Origin of the sequence: Cognatundibacterium rivi (genome assembly GCF_018139565.1) — a bacterium.
GTDB lineage: Bacteria > Pseudomonadota > Gammaproteobacteria > Burkholderiales > Burkholderiaceae_D > Undibacterium > Undibacterium rivi.
The window spans coordinates 217,444-240,066 of record NZ_JAGSPK010000004.1 but is presented as its reverse complement, the minus strand read 5'-3'; the positions used below and the strand labels follow the sequence as shown (position 1 = coordinate 240,066).

Sequence of the window (22,623 nt, the reverse complement as noted above, 5' to 3'; positions counted from 1 at the left end):
AATGTCAGTTGATACATGCGGCATCCCGGTGCCGGACTGTCTTGACCAGTTTAAATGAATTCACCAGCGAAATTAAGGTCAGCGATTGTCCTTTTAAGCCGTCAGCAGATGCGGCCGCCTGCTCGACAAGTGCCGCATTTTTCTGCGTCATATCGTCCATCTGCGTTACCGCATCATTAATCTGATGAATCCCGGCACTCTGTTCCTGACTCGCGCTGGTAATTTCATGCATGATGTCGGCGGCACGCTTTACGCTGCTGACGATTTCTTCCATCGTATGCCCGGCTTCATCCACCAAACGAGCGCCTTGCTCTATCTGAGCCTCCGAATCCTGTATCAGGTCTTTGATTTCTTTCGCAGCGTCAGCGCTGCGATGTGCCAGCTGCCGCACTTCATTCGCAACCACGGCAAAGCCGCGCCCTTGCTCACCTGCACGGGCAGCTTCGACAGCTGCATTTAATGCCAGAATATTTGTCTGAAACGCGATGCCGTCAATCACGCTAATGATGTCCGCAATTTTGCCCGAACTTTGTTTAATCGCGCCCATCGTGTTGACCACATTCGCCACCGCAACACCGCCCTTTTCCGCCACTTGCGCCGCAGACATCACGATGTGACTGGCTTGTGTTGAATTGTCAGCGTTTTGTCTGACGGTGGACGTCAGCTCTTCCATCGACGATGCAGTTTCTTCCAGCGAACTTGCCTGCGTTTCGGTGCGCGACGACAAATCGGCGTTACCAGCCGCCACCTGGCTGGCACCATTGCGGACATGCTCGGTGGTTTGCTTGATCTGTCCGATCAGCAATTTGATATTCGTTTGTAATACGCGTAATGACTGCGTCACGCGTCCGACTTCATTTGCGCCACCGGCGCGGATAGTGACGGATAAATCACCGGATGTCATCGTCTGTATGCACTCATCCAACATCAGCAAAGGCTGCACCACTTGCCGTCGCAGACGCTGCAATACCAGCAAAGTCGCCACACCTGCCGACAAACTTAAACCAGCGATCACATAATCCGTACCGGTAAAATCCGGCCCCAGACTCAGAACAGTGATCACGCTCAGTAAAACCAGCATCGCGATCGCATACAAATTCAGCAAAGCACATACGCTGAGGCCGGAGAAATAAGCCGCCCCTTTAAACAAAGGAACCGGAACGACGGCGCCATCAATGATACGTACCGATTTATCACCATTACTTATCGCCGCATAGGCAGCTTCTGCCGCGCGAACCTGTTCGCGATCCGGCTTCACCCGTATTGAAGTAAAGCCGACGATCTGACCGTTGTGCATCAATGGCGCAGCCGTCGCTTCAACCCAGTAATAATCACCGTTTTTACAACGATTTTTGACCAGCCCGGACCAGGCGCGCCCACTTTTAACCGTCGCCCATAAATCGGCAAAAGCGGCGGGAGGCATATCGGGATGGCGAACAATATTATGCGGAGCACCGATTAATTCTTCGGCAGAAAATCCGCTGATGCGGACAAAATCATCACTCACATAGGTAATCCGGCCTTTGATGTCTGTTTTAGAAACGATGGTTTCATGATCCTGCAAGACATACTCTTTACCAATAGCCGCAACATTGTCAGACATAAGCAAACCTTTAAACGCAATAAACTGGAAGACGGAAAAAATAGCCCGCCATCATGGCATTGCGTAAATTGGCCACCATTGATCATTCGCAAGCTTATGCTGTAACGCTGTTTGCTCTGAACAATTTACAACAGCGCTCGAATGTCATCTATTAATTATTAGAAATTACTAGATCTGGATCAAGATTGGCACTGGTCAAAAAACCTGATCTGATATAGGCGATATGCTGGAAGGGAAGATGTTCGGCGCATGAAACCAGCAACCGCCCCAATGCTGGCGCGGCGATGCGCCGAGTCTAATTAAAAGAAAAAGTGTAAGTCACATCCACTGCCGACTCATTGCCTGCGCGCCCGATCACCGTGATGCGGCGGGTTAATTGCCAGCTCAGACGAATCGCACCGCTGGCATCACCAAGACCACGCTCCACAGAAAGCACCAGTCCGGGCATCAGTCGTTTTCCAACGCTGACGACCTTATCACTGCCGGAAGAACTGCTGGTGCCGGTAGCGCCTGCCACTGTTTGTACCGGAACGTGTGACGACGAATTCTGCCCGGCAGCACCAATCGAAAATTCATCAAAGCCCAGCCCCTGCACGATATCGCGCGGAATATTCCGGCTGCCATCGCCACCAAAGATTGCGGTTGCGGCCGACATCAGTAAAGATGCATCGCCACCGGCTAACTGATCAGAACCACGTCCCAATACCAGCCACGATAATTTCTCCGCATCTGGCACGGCTGGCTCCGACACCAGACGAACTTGCGGAGCAGCGACACTGCCCACCACTTCAACGCCAGCCTCCACCGCCAGCCCTTGACGCAAGGCGCGGATATTCAGCCCGGGGTTCGCTGGCGGCCCCTGAAAATTCAGGATGCCGCGTTCAATCGCAAGCTGTTGTCCATAACCTTCGTACACACCTCGTACCGTATTGATCGTGCCAGTCGCCTGCAACGGACTGCCGTCAATCGAGCGCATACGTAAACTACCGGCCAGCCCGGTATCAAGTCCGCGACCGACAAAAACAAAACGGGGTCCCATATCAAAGCTAACATCGACGCGGGTTTTCAAGCCTTTTTTGACTGGCGCTGCGTCTGCCGTTCTGGTTTCACGTTTATCCGTTTTTCGTGTGACATGAACGTCGCTGGATAAACTTGGTGGCGGCATTTTAGGCAATTTGAAATACGCGCCATCCGCCATCACTTTTCCGGTCAGACTCCAGATATTTTTCGATTCATTGATACTGGCCTGCCCTGACACCACCAGCCAGCGATCTTTTCTTTGCAACATAGGAAATTGCTGCCATTGCGCCTGTATCGATCCGGTTTCTTTACCGATATCAATCTCGCCGCTGGCATTGAATTCGCCGCGTTTGCCCAGCATGTCCACACCTTTAAACTGCGCATGCGGCGGTAACATCGTTACGGTATTGGAAAACTGCAATTGACTGAGCGTCAAATGATTGTCTTCGACATGCGCTTCCAATAAACCGTTTGGCAGTAACAAACCCTCAGAGGCAAACGCAAGTTCCAGATCACGCCCGCTGACATCTGCGCGATAACGTGGCTTGCCTATCGTTCCCGCCAGAGCGCTGTCCAGACTTAATTTTCCTTTCAGCACCAGCCCCGGATTAATTGATGGCCCCAGCCATTCAAGATCAGGGATCACGGCCTTCACACGCCCGTTTAATCCGGCGCCGGGCAAGATCATCCATCGTCCATCCTGCTTACTCAGGAAAGAATCGGCGTTCACCTGCCATTGTCCCAGACGGGCACCATCCGCCGTCGCGGTCAGTTGCATGCGTTCGCCGTCAGTACCGGCAACCAGACCGCCCATGCGTAATTGCATCAACACATTACGTATACCAAGAGGCACAGGGGTGCCGGTACCATCCGGATCATTGAAACGCAAATCGCCGCTTTGCCGCTCGATACGGATATCACCGCGCACACTGTCTTTCAGTTGCACATCCCATTTGGCATTCAGTTTCAGATTTCCGGTGACCGTGTATTGCGGACGAAACAGGTTGATCACATCCAGCAAACGCACATCGCTCAGGCTGCCCTTGGTTGTCAGCGTGCCGGGTAACCATTCAAACTGGTCGAGTGTCAGCCGGGCCAGCTCACTTTGTAATTGCAGACTGCCGAGCCGTAATGAATCTGGTGTGATCTGCAAACTGGCGGGGCTCACTAAACGCAAATCCGGTTTTCCCGTCAGCGCCAGCGACTGCAATTGCCCTTTCCATTCCCAATGGCTCAGATCATTTTTGGCACCGGCACTGAGTGCGCCATCCGCCGCCAGATTCAATTGCTGTTTGCTGCTGAATACAACTTCCGTCTCCAAGGTATGCGCCGCTTTTTTACCTTTGAGTTGCACATGCAGTTGCCGTATTTTTTCTTTCTGTACGACACCAGACAGATCGGCATCATTCAACACAGGAAAATCGCCACCCAGTTGCCGCGCACTGATGTCGCCGTCAATCTGACCATCCAGCCCTTTACTCAGGCTGAGCTTGCCGGATAATTTGCCAACGGTATAGGTTTTATTATTTTGCGAAAAACTGAATTGCTCCGCCTCCGTCGTCATGTTCCCCGCAAGATCATTGAAACGTCCCTGTAACTGCAAATCGGCTTTCAATTTGCCGCCGAATGCCAACGATCCGCTGCTGAACAACGTATTCAATTCAGATAATTCCGGCGCATCGAGATTCAGCGTCAGCACGTCACCCACAGCCCCCCAGGCACCCTGCCCTTTCAGCACATTTTTGCCCCAGCGCAGATCCATCTTCCGCAATGTCAATTGCTGATCCTGACGCCACAGCAGATCAACATTTCCCTGTACCGGCTGCCCCGCGTATTGCCCCTGCAAGGCCGGCAACTTCGCCTGCAATTGCAAGCGTGGCTGTAATTGTCCATCGGTGCTGAAGTCCGCCTGCAAGCGTCCGCCCGGAGTTGCCATCCATCGAGCCGGATCAAAATTACTAAGATTGCCTTTGAAATGAAATACCTGATTACCGCTGAAGCTGATCTCGCCCTTCGCTTCCAGCCGCGAGTCTTCTGCCTGTAATTCAAATTTGCTCAGGCTCAGCACTACTTTATTCAGATCGTAGCTGAGTTCGGTATTGAGCCTTGCTTTACCATCTATCAGTTGTGCCTGCGTCAGGATGGTCTGATTTGCCGCAGTCTGCACTTTGGCGCTGCCATTAATGCGTGTGCTGTGCAAGCGCTGATCGATCTGCTTCAGATCAATGTTCGTCAGGCTCAGTTGGGCTTGCGCCCGGGTCGCAGCACCTTGCAGATCAAGGCTGACATCACCACGGAGCTGCCCTGTACTTTCGACTTGCACCACCAGATTACTTAAATTCAGATGCGTCGCTTGCCAATTCAGGCTGGAGCTGGCAGAACGGATAGGTATCGCATTTTTGTTGAGCGAGCCGGACGCAGCATTCGTGACAGAAATCTCGCCTACAACATCGCTGGAAGAAGCTGGCTGAAGCCCATTTTTTGCAGTACTTTTCGTAATATTTTTCCCGGTATTCTGTGGTGCTGTTTGCGGTGCTTTCCCGATTGATTTTGGCCGCAGATCTGCCAGCAGCCGCAGGTCAGCCTCCGGTGCAGCACTGGCCCAGGCTGCCGGATTGAAATGTTGAATATCGACATGGGCGCTTTTGAAGATCTGCGCTTCAAATGGTGCGATCAGGGCATTGGCCGTACCGTTCAGGTGTGGCGTTTTTTTATTCGTTGCTGCTTTTTTATCGGCATCGGCCGCAAGCGCTGGCGCGCCGGATTTTTCCTGCAATTGCGCCTGCAAAGCCAGTTGCAGTTCCTGCAGGCTGCCAGCAACCTGCAACTGCGCCGCGACTGGCGGCACATCGGCTCTGACTTGTCCCTGTAACAGCGCATTGCCCTTGAGGGCGAACGGGCGCTGGCTCGCCATCGTTGCGGATGTCACGCTGGCACTTCCCCACGGCGAGCTCAACGCCAGTTGGGCACGATACTGCTGCGCGACGAATTCTAATGAACCCTTCAGCGCGGTCAGGGTCACGACTTCTTTTTGTTTACCACCTGCGAGAATATCGGCCACCACCAGCCGTCCCAGCGCCAGCTCTCGCGCCTGCAATGCAAATGGCAACCCCAGATCTGTGGGCAAACTTGCGGGCGTGTTGCTGGATGCTGTCGCGACCAGCAAAGAACTGGCCTGCAAACGATCAACCAACACTTGCTTATGCCACAAAGCAGCAGGATGCCAGCTTAACTGCACGCCGCTGGCTTTGATTTCCAGCGTCGGCGTTTTCAGCAATAACTCATCAATCTGAATGTCGCCGCCGATACTGCCACGGATGCCGTTTGCTTTAAGACTCCCCAGACTCACATAATCAAGCAGAGCAAATAAACTCCGGCTGCCACTCTCGGTTTTAACAACCCAGGTCAGCAACAGTCCGCAGCACAGTAACAACAGACCCAGCGCGCACACCAAATGAAATAGCCAGGAGCGCCGCCGACCTGCAGGCGGAATGCTTGCAGTCGTCTGTTCAGGATTGGCTGGTGCCGCGTTTTTTTCGATGTAGGTCATATCAGAACGCGATCGCGATTGAAAAATCCAGACGCGCTTTTCTGGTTTGCAAACCATAAGCAAGATCAAGCGCAATCGGCCCTGCCGGCGTGTTATAACGGCCACCGACACCCAGCGATTTACGCAAACTGAAATCCTTCCAACTGTCGGCGGCATCACCGGCATCAACAAAACTGGCGACACCCCAGGTGCTGTTGAGCCAGTGCACATATTCTGCGCTGGCAACACCCATCACACGCCCACCGGTGACGGCGCTCGGATGCTGAACACCCAGACTTTGGTAAGCATATCCGCGCACCGTTGAACTGCCGCCGGTACGGAATAAATAATCCTCCGGAATGCCCTCATTTTTCGGAGAAAAAACCTGCCCGGCTTCGGCGCGCAGAATAATGCTATCGGTGCGCCCAACCGGTATCCAGCGCTGATATTTACCGTAACTACGGATGAAACGCTGATCCGACAACAAGGCTTTTTCGGATACATCCAGATCGAACTGATAAATCTCGCCGCGACGCGGCGCAAACGCATTATCGACATCACGCCAGGTCCAGCCTACGCTGGCAACCAGCGCCTTGCTGACGGAATCATCTTCACCCTCAACCTCTTTTCGTTCGCGTATCAGTTTCAGCGCCAGCCTTTGTTCGATATGGCCGTGGGTATTCGTGCGTTTGATCCCGACGGCATTGCGTAAGGACTTCACACCGGAAACGTCCTGCCTGTCCACGATCACACCGAACGAATCGAGTTTATTGTCGTGCGGCGGTAAATAAATATCAGCGTAGCCAAGCTGACGCTTTTGCTCTATCCGTATCGCGCTGCGCAGATCCCATGCTTTTTCAAGAATGTCGCGGTCGCGATAAGCGATCTCACCGCGAAAACCGGTATTGCTGCTGTAACCGACACCGAAACTGAGATCACGCGCTTTGCGCTCGATCAGGTTCACCTCAACCGGTACTGCGCTGGCTTTTTCAGGATCGGGATCAATCGATACCGCCACCGTTCCAAAATAAGGCGAGTTTTGTAAATTGCGCTGAAATTCGAGTAAGCGACTGCGTGAATAGGCTTCGCCGCGCACCGGTGGCTGATAGCGATCGAGCAGCCATTGCGGATAGCGCTGCAAACCGGTGACCCGTAATTCGCCCAGAAAAAATGGTGGCCCGCTATCGACTTCGACCTGCAAATCGGCGCGGTGATAATCGGCATCAACGTTCGCTGCACTATCCGTAATCCGCGCAGCGGCATAGACATCGGAGCGCAGTGTTTCGGTCAACTGTGTTTTGGCATCGCGCCAGTCAGACTCACGGAAAAATTGCCCGACACCGAGCCCCCAGTCTTCGATCAGAGCTACACGCCGCTGCTTTGCGATCGCATCGTCCGCCGCAAGTGCATCTGCAAAGGCGCCCTGAAAAGTCAGCGTGACATTTTCTATGCCAGTGCGCTGCCCGGCATCGACCACAACCTCAATCACTTTTTCGGTGACATTGGTATTGGCTGAATTTGAATTTAAATTTGAATTTAAATTTGAATTAGCGGCAGTATCGACGTCGTCGAGATTACGAAATTCTATCTGCGGTGAGAAATAACCTTCGGTGGCAAGAATACCGCTGATGTCTTGCCGTAAGCGACGGATTAAACCGGGTGTGATGTTCTGGGCTTCGCTACTGCCGGAAAATTCAGCGATATGCTCGCGCAACAGACTGGCCCAGTCAGTGTTCGCCGCCTGCAGACGGAAACGTCCGCTGGTGCGGCGAACGACGACGTCTGCATCACCATCGGCAGCGCTTTCCGATTCGGGTGTTGCCTGAGTCTGCGCCAGCGGTATAGCTGCTGGCAACACTGGTTTTTCCTGCGCAAAAACAGGTATCGCCGCTGCGTACAACAGCCAGCCGGAAAAACCCAGGCATTTGCGAATAGGCATCATGCTGATTTATTTTGTTGCCAGCCCGACGCGGTTGATACCCAGTTTTTTGGCTTCAGAAATCACCTGCACCACGTCGTCATAAATGATGCCTTTATCCGCAGAAACCAATACCGACAGATCGGGTTTTGCTTCGTGATATTCGCGTAATTTCGACATCAATTGCTGGCGATTTTTCGCCTCTTCTTTGCTTTCCTGGCGATTATTTCCATTGCTGCCGTTTTTACTATTGACGCTGATGGTCGCAAGCTCATTCGGCCGCAAAGTGACTTCGATATATTCTGACGGCGGCTGCGTCGACTGGCCGGCCGTCGGCAAATTGATCACGCTGGGATTGGTCATCGGCGCGCACACCATGAAAATCACCAGCAATACCAGCATCACGTCGATGTAGGGAACAACGTTAATTTCGGCCTTGAATTTGCGTTTACGTTCGCCACGCAGATAACTCATGCTGACTCACTTTGCATTAGCGTGACTGACGCTGAAGAATGTTGGAGAACTCTTCAATAAAAGTTTCAAAACGAATCGCCAGACGATCGATGTCGTGCGAATAATGGTTGTACGCCAGTACCGCCGGAATCGCGGCAAACAAACCGATCGCCGTCGCAATCAGCGCCTCGGCAATACCCGGCGCCACGGCTGCCAGCGTTGCCTGCTGCACGTTCGCCAGACCACGGAAGGAATTCATAATCCCCCAGACGGTACCGAACAAACCGATGTACGGCGACACTGAACCGACCGAAGCAAGGAAAGATAAATGCGCTTCCAGCATATCCATTTCGCGCTGATACGCAGCGCGCATCGCACGGCGCGCACCATCGAGCATCGCACTGGCGTCGAGCGAGGCTTTATTGGCGTTTTTAACTTTATGGTATTCGCTCATACCGGCTTCAAAAATACGTTCCATCGAACCGGTTTTATCGCGACCGCGACGGTTGCTGGTGGCATCCTGATACAGCTCGACCAGATTGCCGCCAGACCAGAAATTGCGTTCAAAAATTTCAGTCTGCGCACGCGCCTTTTTGATCGCAAACATTTTGCTGAAGATATAAGTCCAGCTGGTCAGAGACACGCCCAGCAGTATCAGCATGACCAGTTTCACCAGTACAGAGGCATTGCTGATCAGGCTTAAAAAAGAAAGGTCTTGAGTAACGTTCATATTGAATCAGAGTTGAGAACAACAAATAACAAAAAACAAAAGGTAAAAAGTACGTTCTGATCGGCTGGCAAACGCCAGCCACATCAACTATATCAGGCAGAAATTTTTTCCACGACCACATCCGGGATAACTGCCGGCCGCAGGCTCTCCGTGCCGACGCAGCCGACTTTAATCTTACCGCTGGCCAGCAGACGCTCACCGCACCAGGCTTCCTGCGCAAACACGAGCGATGCCCGACCGAGCTTTTCGACCACGGCGGTGATACGGAGTTCATCGTCGAGTCTGGCGGGTGCATGATACTCGACTGTGCTTGCTTTGACGACAAACATTACCTGATGTGCCTGCGTCATTTCCTGCTGATGAATGCCGGTGGCGCGCAGCCATTCGGTGCGGGTACGTTCAAAGAACTTCAGGTAATTCGCATAAAAGACGATGCCGCCAGCGTCCGTGTCTTCGTAATACACACGTACATTCCAGTTGAAATTATTCATGATGAGCTGCCGATTTTCGCTTTCGATTTTCGCTTTTTTAACTACGTGTTTTTCATAAATAGGGGGAGTATCTGCCTGTTTCGCCTTTATGTCAGCATAAACAAAGAGCCTTTAAATATACTCCCCCCCAGTATTATTTCAGCAAAAATCTGCTCAAACGACGTTACGTTTGATATTCAGCGGCCCGAACCCCTGGCAGGTCGGCATCATTTCGATATAGTTAATGTTGACATGCGCTGGCAAAGTGGCAATCCAGTAAGCCGTTTCAGCGATATCAAGCGCCGTTAATGGCACCGTGCCTTCATAGACTTTCGCGGCGGCATCGTCGTTGCCACGGAAACGCACATTGGAAAACTCAGTACCACCACATAAGCCCGGTGCAATATTCGTGGTACGCACACCAGTGCCCGCCATATCCGCCCGCAGATTTTTGGTGAACTGATCGACAAAGGCTTTTGTCGCACCATATACATTGCCACCCGGATATGCCGTTGAGCCTGCAATCGAGCCGATATTGATGATCATGCCGCTGTTACGCGCCACCATGTCCGGCAAGATTGCCCGCGTTACCGTCACCAGACCTTTGGTATTGGTATCAATCATGGTTTCCCACTCGTCCTGCGACGCCAGATGGGCAGGCTCTGTACCCAACGCCAGACCGGCATTATTAATCAGCACATCGATTGTTTTCCAGCCAGCAGGCAAATCTGCCAGCGCTTGCAAAATCGAAGACTTTTGCGTCACATCCATAGCAACTGGCAATAATTTATCGCCCAGCTCTGCGTGCAGGGCGGCCAAACGTTCCAGCCGACGGGCGGCGGCGATGACCTGATGACCTTCGCGTACAAATTTACGCGCCATTTCTTCACCAAAACCTGAGCTTGCACCAGTAATTAATACGATCATGCTGAAATCCTTTATGCCGTTGAATAAAAAAATGCGCTTGTTTGCCGCGTTTGCCTTGGTTGCCGCGTTTGCTCTCGCCGGAAACAAATATCTGTCAGGTGTCTATTCTAAGGGCTTTTGCGATACAGGTCAGAGCGGACAGGTCGGAACTAAAACGAAAGCAGTTATTTTTTAGCAAAATAACCATATCTGTCATGCACTGATGTGTGGCTTGCCCATTCAAAGCGCATCACGTAAAATCTCAGCACCATTTTGTCTCACGTGACTGGCGAAATTGCGGTTGTTCCTGCTACGGGCAACAGCAAAAGATGGAGATCCATCGGGAAGCGTGAGATGTCGGGGTTACTGTGTTCCGTGATCCCAGCCGTGCGCCTGGGTAGCCTGATGGTAAAAGTAATGAGGCTGCCTCTCTTCGTCCGCGTCAGACTGACACCTCATTGAAGTTAATCTCCAATCTCGTTTACTTAATCAGTTTAATGCGCTTGTTGAATTCACTTATTTAACTCACTCTCACGATAGTCAGGAAAACCATGTTTGCAAAAAACCATACGCTCGCCAATATCGATCCCGAATTGTTCGCGACGATACAATTAGAAAATCAGCGTCAGGAAGATCACATCGAGCTGATCGCTTCTGAAAACTACACTTCGCCAGCCGTGATGGAAGCACAAGGCTCGCAGCTGACCAACAAATATGCCGAAGGCTATCCTGGCAAACGTTACTACGGCGGCTGCGAACACGTGGATGTCGTCGAACAACTGGCGATTGACCGCCTGAAACAACTGTTCGGCTGCAACTTCGCCAACGTGCAGCCAAACTCTGGCTCACAAGCGAATCAGGGCGTATTTTTTGCGTTATTGAATCCGGGCGACACCATCATGGGCATGAGCCTCGCTGAAGGCGGCCACCTGACACACGGCATGCCGCTGAATATGTCAGGCAAATGGTTCAATGTCGTGTCTTATGGCCTGAACGCACAGGAAGACATCGATTACGACGCGATGGAAAAACTGGCGCGCGAAACTAAACCTAAACTGATCATCGCCGGTGCCTCTGCATTTGCGCTGCGTATTGATTTTGAACGTTTCGGTAAAATCGCCAAAGAAGTCGGCGCGTATTTCATGGTCGATATGGCGCACTATGCGGGTCTGATCGCTGCGGGCGTGTATCCGAATCCGGTGCCGTTTGCTGACGTCGTCACTTCCACCACGCATAAGAGTCTGCGCGGCCCACGCGGCGGCATCATTCTGAGCAATGACGAAGCGATCGCGAAGAAAATCAACTCATCAATTTTCCCTGGTATTCAGGGCGGCCCGCTGATGCATGTGATCGCCGGTAAAGCGGTTGCATTCAAAGAAGCATTGTCACCAGAATTCAAAGAATATCAGCAACAAGTTATCAAAAATGCGGCTGCTCTGGCACAGACACTGACAGAACGCGGTCTGCGCATCGTCTCCGGCCACACTGAATCGCATGTGATGCTGGTGGATCTGCGTCCTAAAGGTCTGACTGGTAAAGAAGCCGAAGCAATTCTGGGTTCTGCACACATGACTTGCAACAAAAACGGTATCCCTAACGACCCGCAAAAACCGATGGTCACTTCCGGTATCCGTCTGGGTAGCCCGGCATTCACTACCCGCGGCTTCAAAGAAGCGGAGGCGATTAAAGTTGGTCATCTGATCGCGGACGTGCTAGATAATCCTAACGATGCGGCAACGATAGAACGCGTCAAAGCAGAAGTGAAAAAACTGACCAGCGCTTTCCCTGTGTACGCGAAGTAAATTCTGGTCATCATCAAAACGCCACTCTGCTGAGTGGCGTTTTTTTAATTGTCGCTTTATCGCTGTCTGACAGCGAAGCTCAACCACTACGGCTCTATTCATGAAATGTCCTTACTGCCATCATATTGATACTCAGGTCGTCGATACGCGTGTTTCCGAAGAAGGCAATGTTATCCGTCGTCGTCGTCGCTGCGCAGATTGCGATAAGCGCTTCACCACATATGAGCGGGTGGAACTGGTGATGCCCGTCATCGTCAAGAAAAATGGCAGCCGCACCGAATATGAATCGAATAAACTGCGCGCCAGTTTCATGCTTGCGCTGCGCAAACGTCCGGTATCTGCGGAAGCGATAGACAGCGCCATTCAACGCATAGAAGAAAAATTACTCTCCAGTGGCGAACGGGAAATTATGTCGGTACATCTGGGTGAACTGGTCATGCATGAATTAAAACGTCTCGATAAAATCGCCTACATTCGTTTTGCTTCGGTCTACAAAAGTTTTAAAGACATCTCTGAATTCGCCGAGGCGATACAAGAAGTGAATGTCGAGAACAAACCCTCAAAAAAATAAGTCAGCAGCATGGAGCACATGAATACCGCCGGCTGGCTGGTTGCCGCCTTTGCCGTGCTGATTACCGGAATTTCTAAATCAGGGCTGGGCGGTGCATTGGGCGGGTTAGCCGTGCCGTTTCTTTCGCTGTGGATTTCACCGCGTAACGCAGCAGCAGTGATGCTGCCCATCCTGATCGCGATGGATATGGTCGGCATACGCGCCTGGAGCGGCAAAGCCGACTGGCGCGATCTGAAAGTGCTGATACCGGGCGCCATCGTTGGCATCGTGCTGGGAACGCTGGCATTTGGCGTCATGTCCGATCAGTTAGTGAAAGGCCTGATAGGACTGATCGCCGTCGGTTTTACTCTCGACCGGCTGCTGCGCCATCGCGGTCAGGCAACAACGGAACAACGTCCGCCACGTATTTTTGGCTGGTTCAGCGGCGTCGGCGCGGGCTTTACCAGTACGCTGGCGCATGCCGGTGGGCCACCGGTAATGATCTATCTGCTGTCATGGCGGCAGCCGCGCGAAACCTTTGTTGCGACCACGGTCTTTTTCTTTTCCGTGATCAACCTCGCGAAACTACCTTTTTACATCGCACTCGGCCTGTTCAGCATCGACACACTGACAATGTCAGCCTTAATGCTGCCGCTGGTACCCGTCGGCGTGTGGATAGGTATGCGTTTGTTACAGCGCATCCCGGAACGCCCTTTTTATCTGTTCGCAACCGCAGCGCTCGGGCTTTCCGGCGTCAAACTGTTGTGGGATGGATTGATGGCGTAAGTTTGTGCCACGCTTAGGTGGTGAGAGCTATGACATGCTCCACACGCCATGAATACTATCTCTTTACGCCATTGTTTTGCTTTGGTCGTTTTCCCAATTCGGGCGCTGATTATCCAAGCAATGCAATTCCTCACCGCAAGCTTATTCCTCTGAGCATTCCAGCTTCATACTACCGTTCCAGCAGTGCTGTGGCGACAGCGTAACGGGAACATTGACGCAAGCGGCCTCAACACAGATAAACGCACGCCCTTCGTCATCGGCGAGATCGGCAATTTGCCGCGCGCCCTCATCCCAGGGAGTCCATACGACAGCATCGGGAAAACCATGTTTGTCTATTTGCAGCTCGCCAAGACCGGTCTGCAAACTCAGATGGTCTGGTGTTTGCGCATAAATGCTGTCGATCGCATTTTTTATTATCAGTTGCTCGACCCGGCTTGCCGCCGCCTTTTCCTGCGTTAATTTGCTGTAACTGGGGCTGTCAGCCAGCCCTTGTATCGTCGCATATTGCCCGTCTGCGACGCGAAAATAGGTGTGCAGAGCCGCCTGAAAAGACATCGTCTGCACGCCTTCATTCCTCACTTGCCAATCGACCTGCAAGGTCTGGTCGGTTAAGGTGATGCGTATCGTTGCAGTAAACGAATACGGCCAAAGCTCCCTGCTTTCAGGGGTATCCGTCAACACCAGCGTTGCGCTTGCCACATCGTCGTTCTGCTGCACATCCTCAAGCCGCCACATTGCCGTACGGGCAAAGCCATGCTTGGGTAAAGACCCCAAGTCAGCAAACTGGGGAAATATGACAGGAATGCCGCCACGCAAAGGCTGACTCTGATCCGGAGAAGAAAGACGACTCATAAATAACTGCTCATCGCGTCCGGCAGGTGACCAGGACGCAATATGTGCGCCTTGTACACGGATACTGCATCGCGCATGATTTTTGGTATGCAACTCTATCCAGTCTGCATTTGTTTTTTTAATGTTGTTCATCATCGACTAATTTTGATTAATTTTGATCAATTTACTTACAACGTCGCCATTTATACGACATCGTATAACATTTAACAGACGTTTTCCTATACAATCGCGCCAAAATCATCTCTACGGCGAATAGATACTGCGATGGAAAAATCAGCCTTATTTCCCAATAACACCAGAAGAAAACATAAGAGCCTCTCGCAAAGTCTGGCAGAAAATATCACCGAAAAAATTCGCAGCGGCGCTTTAAAACCGGGAGATAAATTACCGACCGAATCTGCCATCATGGAATTATACGAGGTCAGCCGCACTGTGGTTCGGGAAGCAATTTCCCACTTACAAGCGGGAGGCTTGGTGCAGACACGTCACGGTATCGGCACCTTCATTCAGGAGCCGCCCAGTAATCCGCTGAGCCTGCATAAAGAAGCTATCGTGACGGTACGTGACGTTCTCGATATTCTGGAGTTGCGTATCAGCCTCGAAACCGAGGCTGCATGGCTGGCAGCGTTACGGCGCACCGACGCACAAATGGCAGAACTCAGTCTGGCACTAAAAGATATTCTGGGACGTGTGCAGCGGGATTCAGAATCGGTGAACGCAGATATGCGCTTCCACCAGTTGATTGCACAGGCCACTGGCAATCGCTATTTCGTCGATATCCTTTCTGACCTCGGCAGCACACTGATTCCGCGTGCGCGCCTGGATTCCGCCGCGCTGAGCGATGAAGCCAGCAACAGTTATCTGGAGCGGGTCAATCGTGAGCATGAAGATATACACGATGCGATCTTACGCAAAGACTCCGAAGCTGCCCGCGCCGCTATGCGCACTCACCTTAGCAATAGCCGCGAACGTTTGCGTCTCGCGCAACAGAAGTTTGAAACTGATCAGTAGCAATTCTTCGCAATACAAAAATAGCAGTCTGCTGTACATCGGCAATAATGGCTGGTCAAAGTGACCGGCCTGCGCTGACCACATCGTGCACACAGCAAATCAATCTCGCTGACGATAAAAATCCCGGACGTGTTCAGCAGCATGCCTGACTGCCGCACCGCATCAGCAAGGCCATCCCCTCGAAAGAAAACTACCTGAGCAAACGGTAAATGCACTTTATGAATATTCAGTGTTGCATCAACATAAAATCAGTTGTACGATGTCGTACATGTATTTTTGAATTTAAATTTCCAGACCTTTATTTACCTTAATGATTCTGGTGAAACCGATTACCAGACGCTTACTTTTGGAGACATCATGCACCCACAAGAACTGAAAAAAATCCTCTCTTCCGGCCTTCTGTCTTTTCCTCTGACAGACTTTGACGCAAATGGCGACTTCAATGCCAAAACCTATGCAGATCGTCTGGACTGGCTGGCACCTTATGGCGCGAGTGCTTTGTTTGCCGCCGGCGGTACGGGCGAATTTTTCTCACTGACATCCTCCGAATACAGTAGCGTCATTAAGGTCGCGGTTGACACATGCCGCGGCAAAGTGCCGATTCTGGCCGGTGCCGGCGGCCCTACCCGCGTCGCAATCGCTTACGCACAAGAAGCTGAGCGTCTGGGTGCAGACGGCATTTTGTTGTTGCCGCATTACCTGACTGAAGCCAGTCAAGACGGCCTGATTGCGCATATTGAAGAAGTTTGTAAATCGGTCAGCTTTGGTGTTGTGGTATACAACCGTGGCATCTGCCGCTTAACGGCAAATTCGCTTGAAATTCTGGCAGCACGCTGCCCTAACCTGATTGGTTTCAAAGACGGTATCGGCGATATCGAACTGATGGTTTCTATCTGGCGCCGTCTTGGTGACCGCCTGACTTATCTGGGTGGTTTGCCAACAGCCGAAGTATATGCTGCGGCTTACAAAGCCTTAGGCGTGCCGGTGTATTCTTCTGCGGTATTTAACTTTGTACCGAAACTGGCGATGGACTTTTACCACGCGGTTGCCAAAGATGATCATGCAACAACCAATCGCCTGATCGACGAATTCTTCCTGCCTTATCTGGATATCCGTAACCGTAAATCAGGTTATGCAGTCAGTATTGTGAAAGCAGGTGCGCGTCTGGTCGGTCATAGCGCAGGCCCAGTTCGCGCACCGTTGACTGATCTGACGGCAGCCGAAGATGAAATGCTGCGCGAACTGATCGTCAAGCAAGGCGCGCAATAAACGGCGATCGTTAAGATCACCCGTATTGTCAATGTAACGTTTTCAGGTGGTTATTGCGCTAAACAACCACCTGCACCGGAGAAATAAAGATGGAAATTTCAGGACAAATGCTGATAGGAAATCAGCGTGTCATGGGGCAATCTGGCGGCACCCGTGCAATCAATCCAGCCACCAACGAACAATTGGAACCATTGTTCGGTTACGCCTCAGAAGCCGAGGTCAACCGCGCATGTGAATTGGCTGAACAAGCATTTGACGCCTATCGCCTGACATCACTGGAACAACGCGCTGCATTTCTGGAAGCAATCGCCGATGGCATTATGGCTCTGGGTCCGGCACTGATCGAAAGAGCGCATGCCGAAACTGGTCTGCCAGTTGTCCGTCTGGAAGGCGAACGTGGTCGTACCGTGAATCAGTTGAAGCTGTTTGCAAAAGTTTTGCGTGATGGCCACTACCTGCAAGCAACGCTGGACTCAGCATTGCCAGAACGGACACCGCCGCGCCCAGACTTGCGTATGCAAAAAATCGCGCTGGGTCCGGTTGCCGTCTTTGGTGCCAGTAATTTTCCTTTAGCATTCTCCGTTGCCGGTGGCGACACCGCGTCAGCACTGGCGGCCGGTTGCCCGGTTATCGTTAAAGCGCACAATGCGCATCTGGGCACATCAGAACTCGTAGGCTCTGCAATCCAGCAAGCAGTGATCCGTTCGCAAATGCCGGAAGGTGTGTTTTCCATGCTGATAGGCGCGGGTGCGGCAGTCGGACAAAAACTGGTTGCGCATCCTGTCATTCAGGCAGTCGGATTTACTGGCTCGCGTAATGGCGGTCTCGCATTAGTGAAAACAGCCAACGAACGCAAAGAACCTATTCCAGTCTATGCAGAGATGAGCAGCATCAACCCTGTGTATCTGTTACCTGCTGTATTGGAAGAAAAAGCCGGCACACTGGCAAGCCAGTTTGTCGATTCACTGGTGATGGGCGCTGGCCAATTCTGTACTAACCCTGGTCTGGTGCTGATGCAAAAATCACCGGCAGCAGAACAATTTATCGCGGCAGCAAAACTGGCACTCGAAGGCAAACCAGCAACAACCATGCTGACACCTGGCATTCATGGTGCATATCAGAGCGGCTGCGCGAAAATTACTGAATTGAACAACGTCCAGATCGCAGCCAAAGGTCAGCCAGCAGCCACACCAAATGCAGCGCAAGCGATGTTATCGGTGTGTGAAGCCAGCGATTTTCTGAAGACACCAGCATTGCAGGAAGAAGTATTCGGCCCGTCTTCAGTAGTCATCCTGTGTGACGATTTGCCACAAATGCTGGCCGTCACAAAAGAACTGGAAGGCCAGTTAACTGCAACCGTTCATACGGCGCCAGACGACCATGTCGCAGCACGCGCATTATTGACGAGTCTGGAAAAGAAAGCCGGACGCATCTTGTTCAACGGCTTCCCAACCGGTGTTGAAGTCGCCCACGCAATGGTGCATGGCGGCCCATTCCCGTCAACATCGAACAGTCGCAGTACGTCTGTCGGTGCGACGGCAATTGATCGCTTCCTGCGCCCGGTTTGCTATCAGGCGATTCCGTCTGAGCTTTTGCCGCCAGCGCTCAGCGATGAAAATCCGTGGAAACTCACAAGAATGGTCGACGGCAGTCTGAAAAATTAATATGATCGCTCCCCTTTGCCGCAACGCTGCCAAGGGGAGTTTTCGGTATACCAAGCACACGAAACAGATGTGCGTAGACATACAGTAACAAGGAGACACTCAGATGAGTTCTAATCAAATCGGCAAATACCGATGGACTATTTGCGCACTGCTGTTTTTTGCGACAACAGTGAATTATCTGGATCGTCAGGTGCTCAGCCTGCTGGCGCCGGATTTATCAAAAGAATTCGGCTGGTCAAATACTGACTACGCCAATATCACCGCTGTATTTCAGTTCGTGTATGCGATTTCCATGCTTTTTGCGGGTCGTCTGATTGATAAAATCGGCACCAAAGCAGCCTACACACTGGCAATCGCAATCTGGTCAATTGGCGCGATATTGCATGCTTACGCTATTCCCGCCGGTGAAGCAACATCAAACTTACTGGCAACGCTTGGCTTAGCCGTCGTGCCAGTGTCAGTTGCAGGCTTTATGTTGTCACGTGCGGTCCTCGCCTTCGGTGAAGCCGGTAATTTTCCCGCTGCGATCAAAGCGACCGCTGAATATTTCCCTAAACATGAACGCTCATTCGCAACCGGCATTTTTAATTCCGGCGCGAATATCGGTGCGATTCTGGCACCGCTGACCGTTCCCTGGATTGCCGAAAAATTCGGCTGGCAAACAGCCTTCATCGTTATCGGCGCAATCGGCTTTGCATGGATGGTCGCGTGGGAAATTCTGTATGACAGACCCGAGAAACAAAAACGACTCGGTAAAGCAGAACTCGACTACATTCAGCAACACGATGCGCCGCTCAGTGACACAGTCGCGACTGAAAAAACATCCTGGCTCAAATTGTTAAGCTATCGCCAGACATGGGCATTCGTCTTCGGCAAATTCATGACGGATGGCGTGTGGTGGTTTTTCCTGTTCTGGCTGCCAAAATATCTGGAAGTCCAGTACAAAATGCAGAAGACCGAAATCGTCATTCCTCTTGCCGTGCTCTACAGCATGACGATGGTAGGCAGTATCGGTGGCGGCTGGTTACCAAGCTATTTCATGAAGCAAGGCATGGCTCCGTACACAGGCCGGATGCGGGCAATGTTGCTGATCGCCGTATTCCCACTGGTCGTACTGCTGGCGCAACCGTTCGGCTATATCAGCTCCTGGGTGCCGGTATTACTGATAGGGATAGGAGCTTCAGCGCATCAAGCGTGGTCAGCAAATATCTTCACGACGGTTTCTGATATGTTCCCGAAAAAAGCCGTGGCCTCAGTGGTCGGTATCGGCGGCATGGCTGGCGGACTGGGCGGTGTATTGATTTCAAAATCAGGTGGCTGGTTATTTGATTACTACAAAGCAGCCGGACACATACAGACTGGCTACACCATCATGTTTTCATTCTGTGCCGTCGCTTATCTGCTGGCGTGGGCTGTGATGAAAGCCTTGGTTCCTGCACATAAAGACATCACTGACCTGTAATACCGGAGTATTGACATGCAAGCATTTGCAAACCTTGAAGCGATCGGCAACGAATCCTGTGTAGTGGGCGAAAGCCCGCTCTGGAGCGAAAGCCAGTTGTCGTGGTTCTGGGTCGATATCCCCCAGAAACGTATCTGGAAATACGACACCAGCACGCAGCAGAGCCGTTACTGGAACACATCAGAAATGGTGGCCAATATTGCGTTCTCGGCACAAGGTGATCTGATCGCTGGCATGGAAACCGGCTTATACCGTTTATCACTGAATGCAGAAATACATGCGGTGGAAACGTTGCTGGTTGCGCTGCCGGAAGCGCAGCCAGGGCTACGCTTTAACGATGGCAGGTGTGATCGTCAGGGACGTTACTGGAGCGGCACCATGTGGATGGACATGGCTGCCGCCAGAAATATCGGCAAGCTCTATCGCTACACCAGCCACGACGGATTGTCTGCACCCGTCATCGACGGTTTGCTGACACAAAATGGTCTGGCATGGTCGCCTGATGGCCGCACCATGTATCTGTCAGATTCTCACCCGCACAGCCAGCTCATCTGGGCGTTTGACTACGATACGGATAGCGGAACACCTTCACGCCAGCGCCTCTTTGCCGATATGAAAGAATTGCCGGGGCGCCCCGACGGAGCCGCAGTCGATACGGACGGTTGCTACTGGATTTGCGCCAACGATGGCGGTGCTGTTTTGCGTTTCACACCGCAAGGCATCGTTGATCGACAAATTGCATTGCCTATGAAAAAACCGGCGATGTGCAGCTTTGGCGGTCCGAATTATGAATGGATGCTGGTGACTTCGATCAATCCGACACCGGGTCAAAACGATGAATGGGCGGGAAAAACTATCCTGCTTAAACCCGGAGCGCAAGGAATTGCTGAAACAGATTTTCAGTTTTAACGATTACCTAACCTGCCCAAGATACCAGCATGCTTCGGATACAAAACTAAAGTTTCCAAAAAGCATGAGATACGATAACATACAACAAATCTCACATTATTTCACATAAAAACATTATTTTTTTACTACATTTAATTAGAAATTTGAAAGTTTAGCCAAGAACACCAGATTAAGTTATCTTTATTGCAAATAGTTGTCCGATGTCGTAACTCTGAATTCAACACCCCTCCTTTTTTCGGAGAATACAGATTCGATCCATCTCTGTATTACCCCGTAAAGTCCGTTGTCTTTTCAAACACGCTTGGCTTCCCTCCGCTGATCAGCTGCGCAACTGCGCCTGTGCTTCCGCAATAAGACAGCAAATCTGTTCTGACGAACCCGAATCAATTCACTTTACCTACTTTGCGTAATCACCTGGAGAACAAGATGCAAAAAGTTGTACTTTCACGAAACACTCTGGCGGCAGCGCTGGCAATCGCCTGCACCGCACCTTCTGCATTTGCGACGGAAATCAATAATTTCGTCAGTATTTACGGTTTTATCAACGGCCAAATTGAGTCTGTTGAAGCCAAAGGCGGTGCCACACCGTATGAGCGTCGTGGTCGCATTTCTGATGGCAACTCGCGCATCGGTTTCACAGGCAACGTTGAAGTCAACAGCGACATCAAAGGTATCTGGCAAATCGAAGGCGGTCTGAACAACTTTGAACAAGCCGGAACCAACGATAACGGACAAACCGCCACACTCGAATCACGCAATACTTTCGTTGGTTTACAAAGTGAAAAATTCGGTCGTTTTGTGATCGGTAACAGTGACTCTGTTTATCGCAGCCTGGTTGGCTCCGGCAGCGCACTGGGCGGTAATCTGGGGATGACCGTACATGGTGTTGACGTGTTCAACAACACATCCGCCCAACTGACCGGTAATCAGGACAGCATTTTCAGCCGTGGTGAATCACGTATGAAAAATTCTGCACATTATCTGTCACCAGAATTGTTCGGCTTTCAGGCTGGTGCATCGTATGGCTTCGATGAAGCACGCGCCAGCCGCAGCGATCGCAGCCGCTATTCCTTGGCGCTGAAATACCAATATGAAGGACTGGCAATCGGCGTTGGTTATGACCGCCAGAACAATACTGGTATCGATTCCACGATGCTGCAACGTGGCTACGGTGTGATTTTGAATGCTCAGGAAGGACTCAGCACATCTTACGCAAAAGCCATCATCAGCTACACACTGCCGACAAAAACCACCGTTGGGTTTGGCTATGAACGCAGCAGCCTTGGCAACTCTCAATTTATCAATCCATCGGTCGGTTCGATCTACACTGGCAACCGCGACAAAACGCTGAAGCAAGATGCGGTCATTCTGACGCTGGCGCAAGATTACGGTGACGCATCGTTCCTGTTCGGATACGGAAAATTGAACGGTCTCAAAGGCATCAACAGTTTTGCTGAAGATGATTTCCAATCCAAACAACTGTCTTTAGCTGCGACCTACAAACTCAACAAATTCCTGACGCCATACATCTATCTGACGCGTATCAACAATAACGCGCAAGCCAGTACTAACCTGGGTCAGTCTTCACTGCGCAGTAACAATCTGGGAACCAGCACGGCCTTCTTTGCACCAGGCAATAGCCCACGTGCAATCGGTGTTGGTCTGTTAGCGCGCTTCTGATAAATCACT

At 51.5% G+C, this 22,623-nt stretch carries 17 protein-coding genes and 1 riboswitch; of the genes, 9 read left to right on the top strand and 8 right to left on the bottom strand.

What is annotated here, in order from left to right; all coding sequences use genetic code 11:
- Positions 1-4 precede the first annotated feature (4 nt).
- From KDM87_RS12820 to KDM87_RS12790, 7 genes are all read right to left on the bottom strand, one after another.
- Positions 5-1,603, bottom strand: a complete 1,599-nt coding sequence (locus KDM87_RS12820; RefSeq protein WP_212679446.1) for a methyl-accepting chemotaxis protein — start codon at positions 1,601-1,603, stop codon at positions 5-7.
- 295 nt (positions 1,604-1,898) lie between these two features.
- Entirely contained in the window at positions 1,899-6,173 is a 4,275-nt protein-coding gene (locus KDM87_RS12815; protein ID WP_212679445.1) for a translocation/assembly module TamB domain-containing protein, read from the bottom strand.
- A gap of 1 nt (position 6,174) precedes the next feature.
- Positions 6,175-8,094: an autotransporter assembly complex protein TamA gene (locus KDM87_RS12810; RefSeq protein ID WP_212679444.1), complete on the bottom strand. Its 1,920-nt coding sequence runs from the start codon at positions 8,092-8,094 to the stop codon at positions 6,175-6,177.
- A gap of 6 nt (positions 8,095-8,100) precedes the next feature.
- Positions 8,101-8,544, bottom strand: a complete 444-nt coding sequence (locus tag KDM87_RS12805) for a biopolymer transporter ExbD (protein ID WP_186885176.1) — start codon at positions 8,542-8,544, stop codon at positions 8,101-8,103.
- 16 nt (positions 8,545-8,560) lie between these two features.
- A complete protein-coding gene (gene tolQ / locus KDM87_RS12800) occupies positions 8,561-9,253 on the bottom strand; it encodes a protein TolQ (protein WP_186885175.1) in 693 nt (230 codons plus the stop codon).
- 92 nt (positions 9,254-9,345) lie between these two features.
- Complete coding sequence (gene ybgC, locus KDM87_RS12795) at positions 9,346-9,744, bottom strand: tol-pal system-associated acyl-CoA thioesterase (protein WP_212679443.1); 399 nt, start codon at positions 9,742-9,744, stop codon at positions 9,346-9,348.
- 153 nt (positions 9,745-9,897) lie between these two features.
- Positions 9,898-10,650, bottom strand: a complete 753-nt coding sequence (locus KDM87_RS12790) for an SDR family NAD(P)-dependent oxidoreductase (RefSeq protein ID WP_212679442.1) — start codon at positions 10,648-10,650, stop codon at positions 9,898-9,900.
- Positions 10,651-10,901: 251 nt separating this feature from the next.
- Positions 10,902-11,035, top strand: a riboswitch (ZMP/ZTP riboswitch).
- Between the two features lie 145 nt (positions 11,036-11,180).
- On the opposite strand from KDM87_RS12790, the gene glyA reads away from it, so the two are divergent.
- The 3 genes from glyA to KDM87_RS12775 all read left to right on the top strand — a co-directional run bounded on the left by glyA (position 11,181) and on the right by KDM87_RS12775 (position 13,767).
- Positions 11,181-12,431 carry a serine hydroxymethyltransferase gene (glyA, locus tag KDM87_RS12785; protein WP_212679441.1) on the top strand — a complete coding sequence of 417 codons (1,251 nt, stop codon included), beginning with the start codon at positions 11,181-11,183 and terminating at the stop codon, positions 12,429-12,431.
- A 100-nt stretch (positions 12,432-12,531) separates the two neighbouring features.
- A complete protein-coding gene (nrdR, locus tag KDM87_RS12780) occupies positions 12,532-13,002 on the top strand; it encodes a transcriptional regulator NrdR (RefSeq protein ID WP_212679440.1) in 471 nt (156 codons plus the stop codon).
- Between the two features lie 18 nt (positions 13,003-13,020).
- The gene (locus KDM87_RS12775) at positions 13,021-13,767 is read left to right on the top strand and encodes a sulfite exporter TauE/SafE family protein (protein ID WP_212679439.1); all 747 of its coding nucleotides are present in this window, start codon (positions 13,021-13,023) and stop codon (positions 13,765-13,767) included.
- 141 nt (positions 13,768-13,908) lie between these two features.
- On the opposite strand, the gene KDM87_RS12770 is transcribed toward KDM87_RS12775, so the two are convergent.
- Positions 13,909-14,754: a D-hexose-6-phosphate mutarotase gene (locus KDM87_RS12770; protein ID WP_212679438.1), complete on the bottom strand. Its 846-nt coding sequence runs from the start codon at positions 14,752-14,754 to the stop codon at positions 13,909-13,911.
- Positions 14,755-14,883: 129 nt separating this feature from the next.
- Between KDM87_RS12770 and KDM87_RS12765 the strand changes: the two genes are divergently transcribed.
- The 6 genes from KDM87_RS12765 to KDM87_RS12740 all read left to right on the top strand — a co-directional run bounded on the left by KDM87_RS12765 (position 14,884) and on the right by KDM87_RS12740 (position 22,614).
- Entirely contained in the window at positions 14,884-15,630 is a 747-nt protein-coding gene (locus KDM87_RS12765; RefSeq protein WP_212679437.1) for a FadR/GntR family transcriptional regulator, read from the top strand.
- 357 nt (positions 15,631-15,987) lie between these two features.
- Positions 15,988-16,899: a 5-dehydro-4-deoxyglucarate dehydratase gene (gene kdgD / locus KDM87_RS12760; RefSeq protein ID WP_212679436.1), complete on the top strand. Its 912-nt coding sequence runs from the start codon at positions 15,988-15,990 to the stop codon at positions 16,897-16,899.
- 89 nt (positions 16,900-16,988) lie between these two features.
- Entirely contained in the window at positions 16,989-18,563 is a 1,575-nt protein-coding gene (locus KDM87_RS12755) for an aldehyde dehydrogenase (NADP(+)) (RefSeq protein ID WP_212679435.1), read from the top strand.
- A 103-nt stretch (positions 18,564-18,666) separates the two neighbouring features.
- Positions 18,667-20,025, top strand: a complete 1,359-nt coding sequence (locus tag KDM87_RS12750) for an MFS transporter (RefSeq protein WP_212679434.1) — start codon at positions 18,667-18,669, stop codon at positions 20,023-20,025.
- 15 nt (positions 20,026-20,040) lie between these two features.
- Complete coding sequence (locus tag KDM87_RS12745) at positions 20,041-20,934, top strand: SMP-30/gluconolactonase/LRE family protein (RefSeq protein ID WP_212679433.1); 894 nt, start codon at positions 20,041-20,043, stop codon at positions 20,932-20,934.
- A gap of 426 nt (positions 20,935-21,360) precedes the next feature.
- Positions 21,361-22,614 (top strand): porin, encoded by a 1,254-nt coding sequence (locus KDM87_RS12740; RefSeq protein WP_212679432.1) that lies wholly within the window; start codon positions 21,361-21,363, stop codon positions 22,612-22,614.
- The last annotated feature ends 9 nt before the right edge of the window (positions 22,615-22,623 follow it).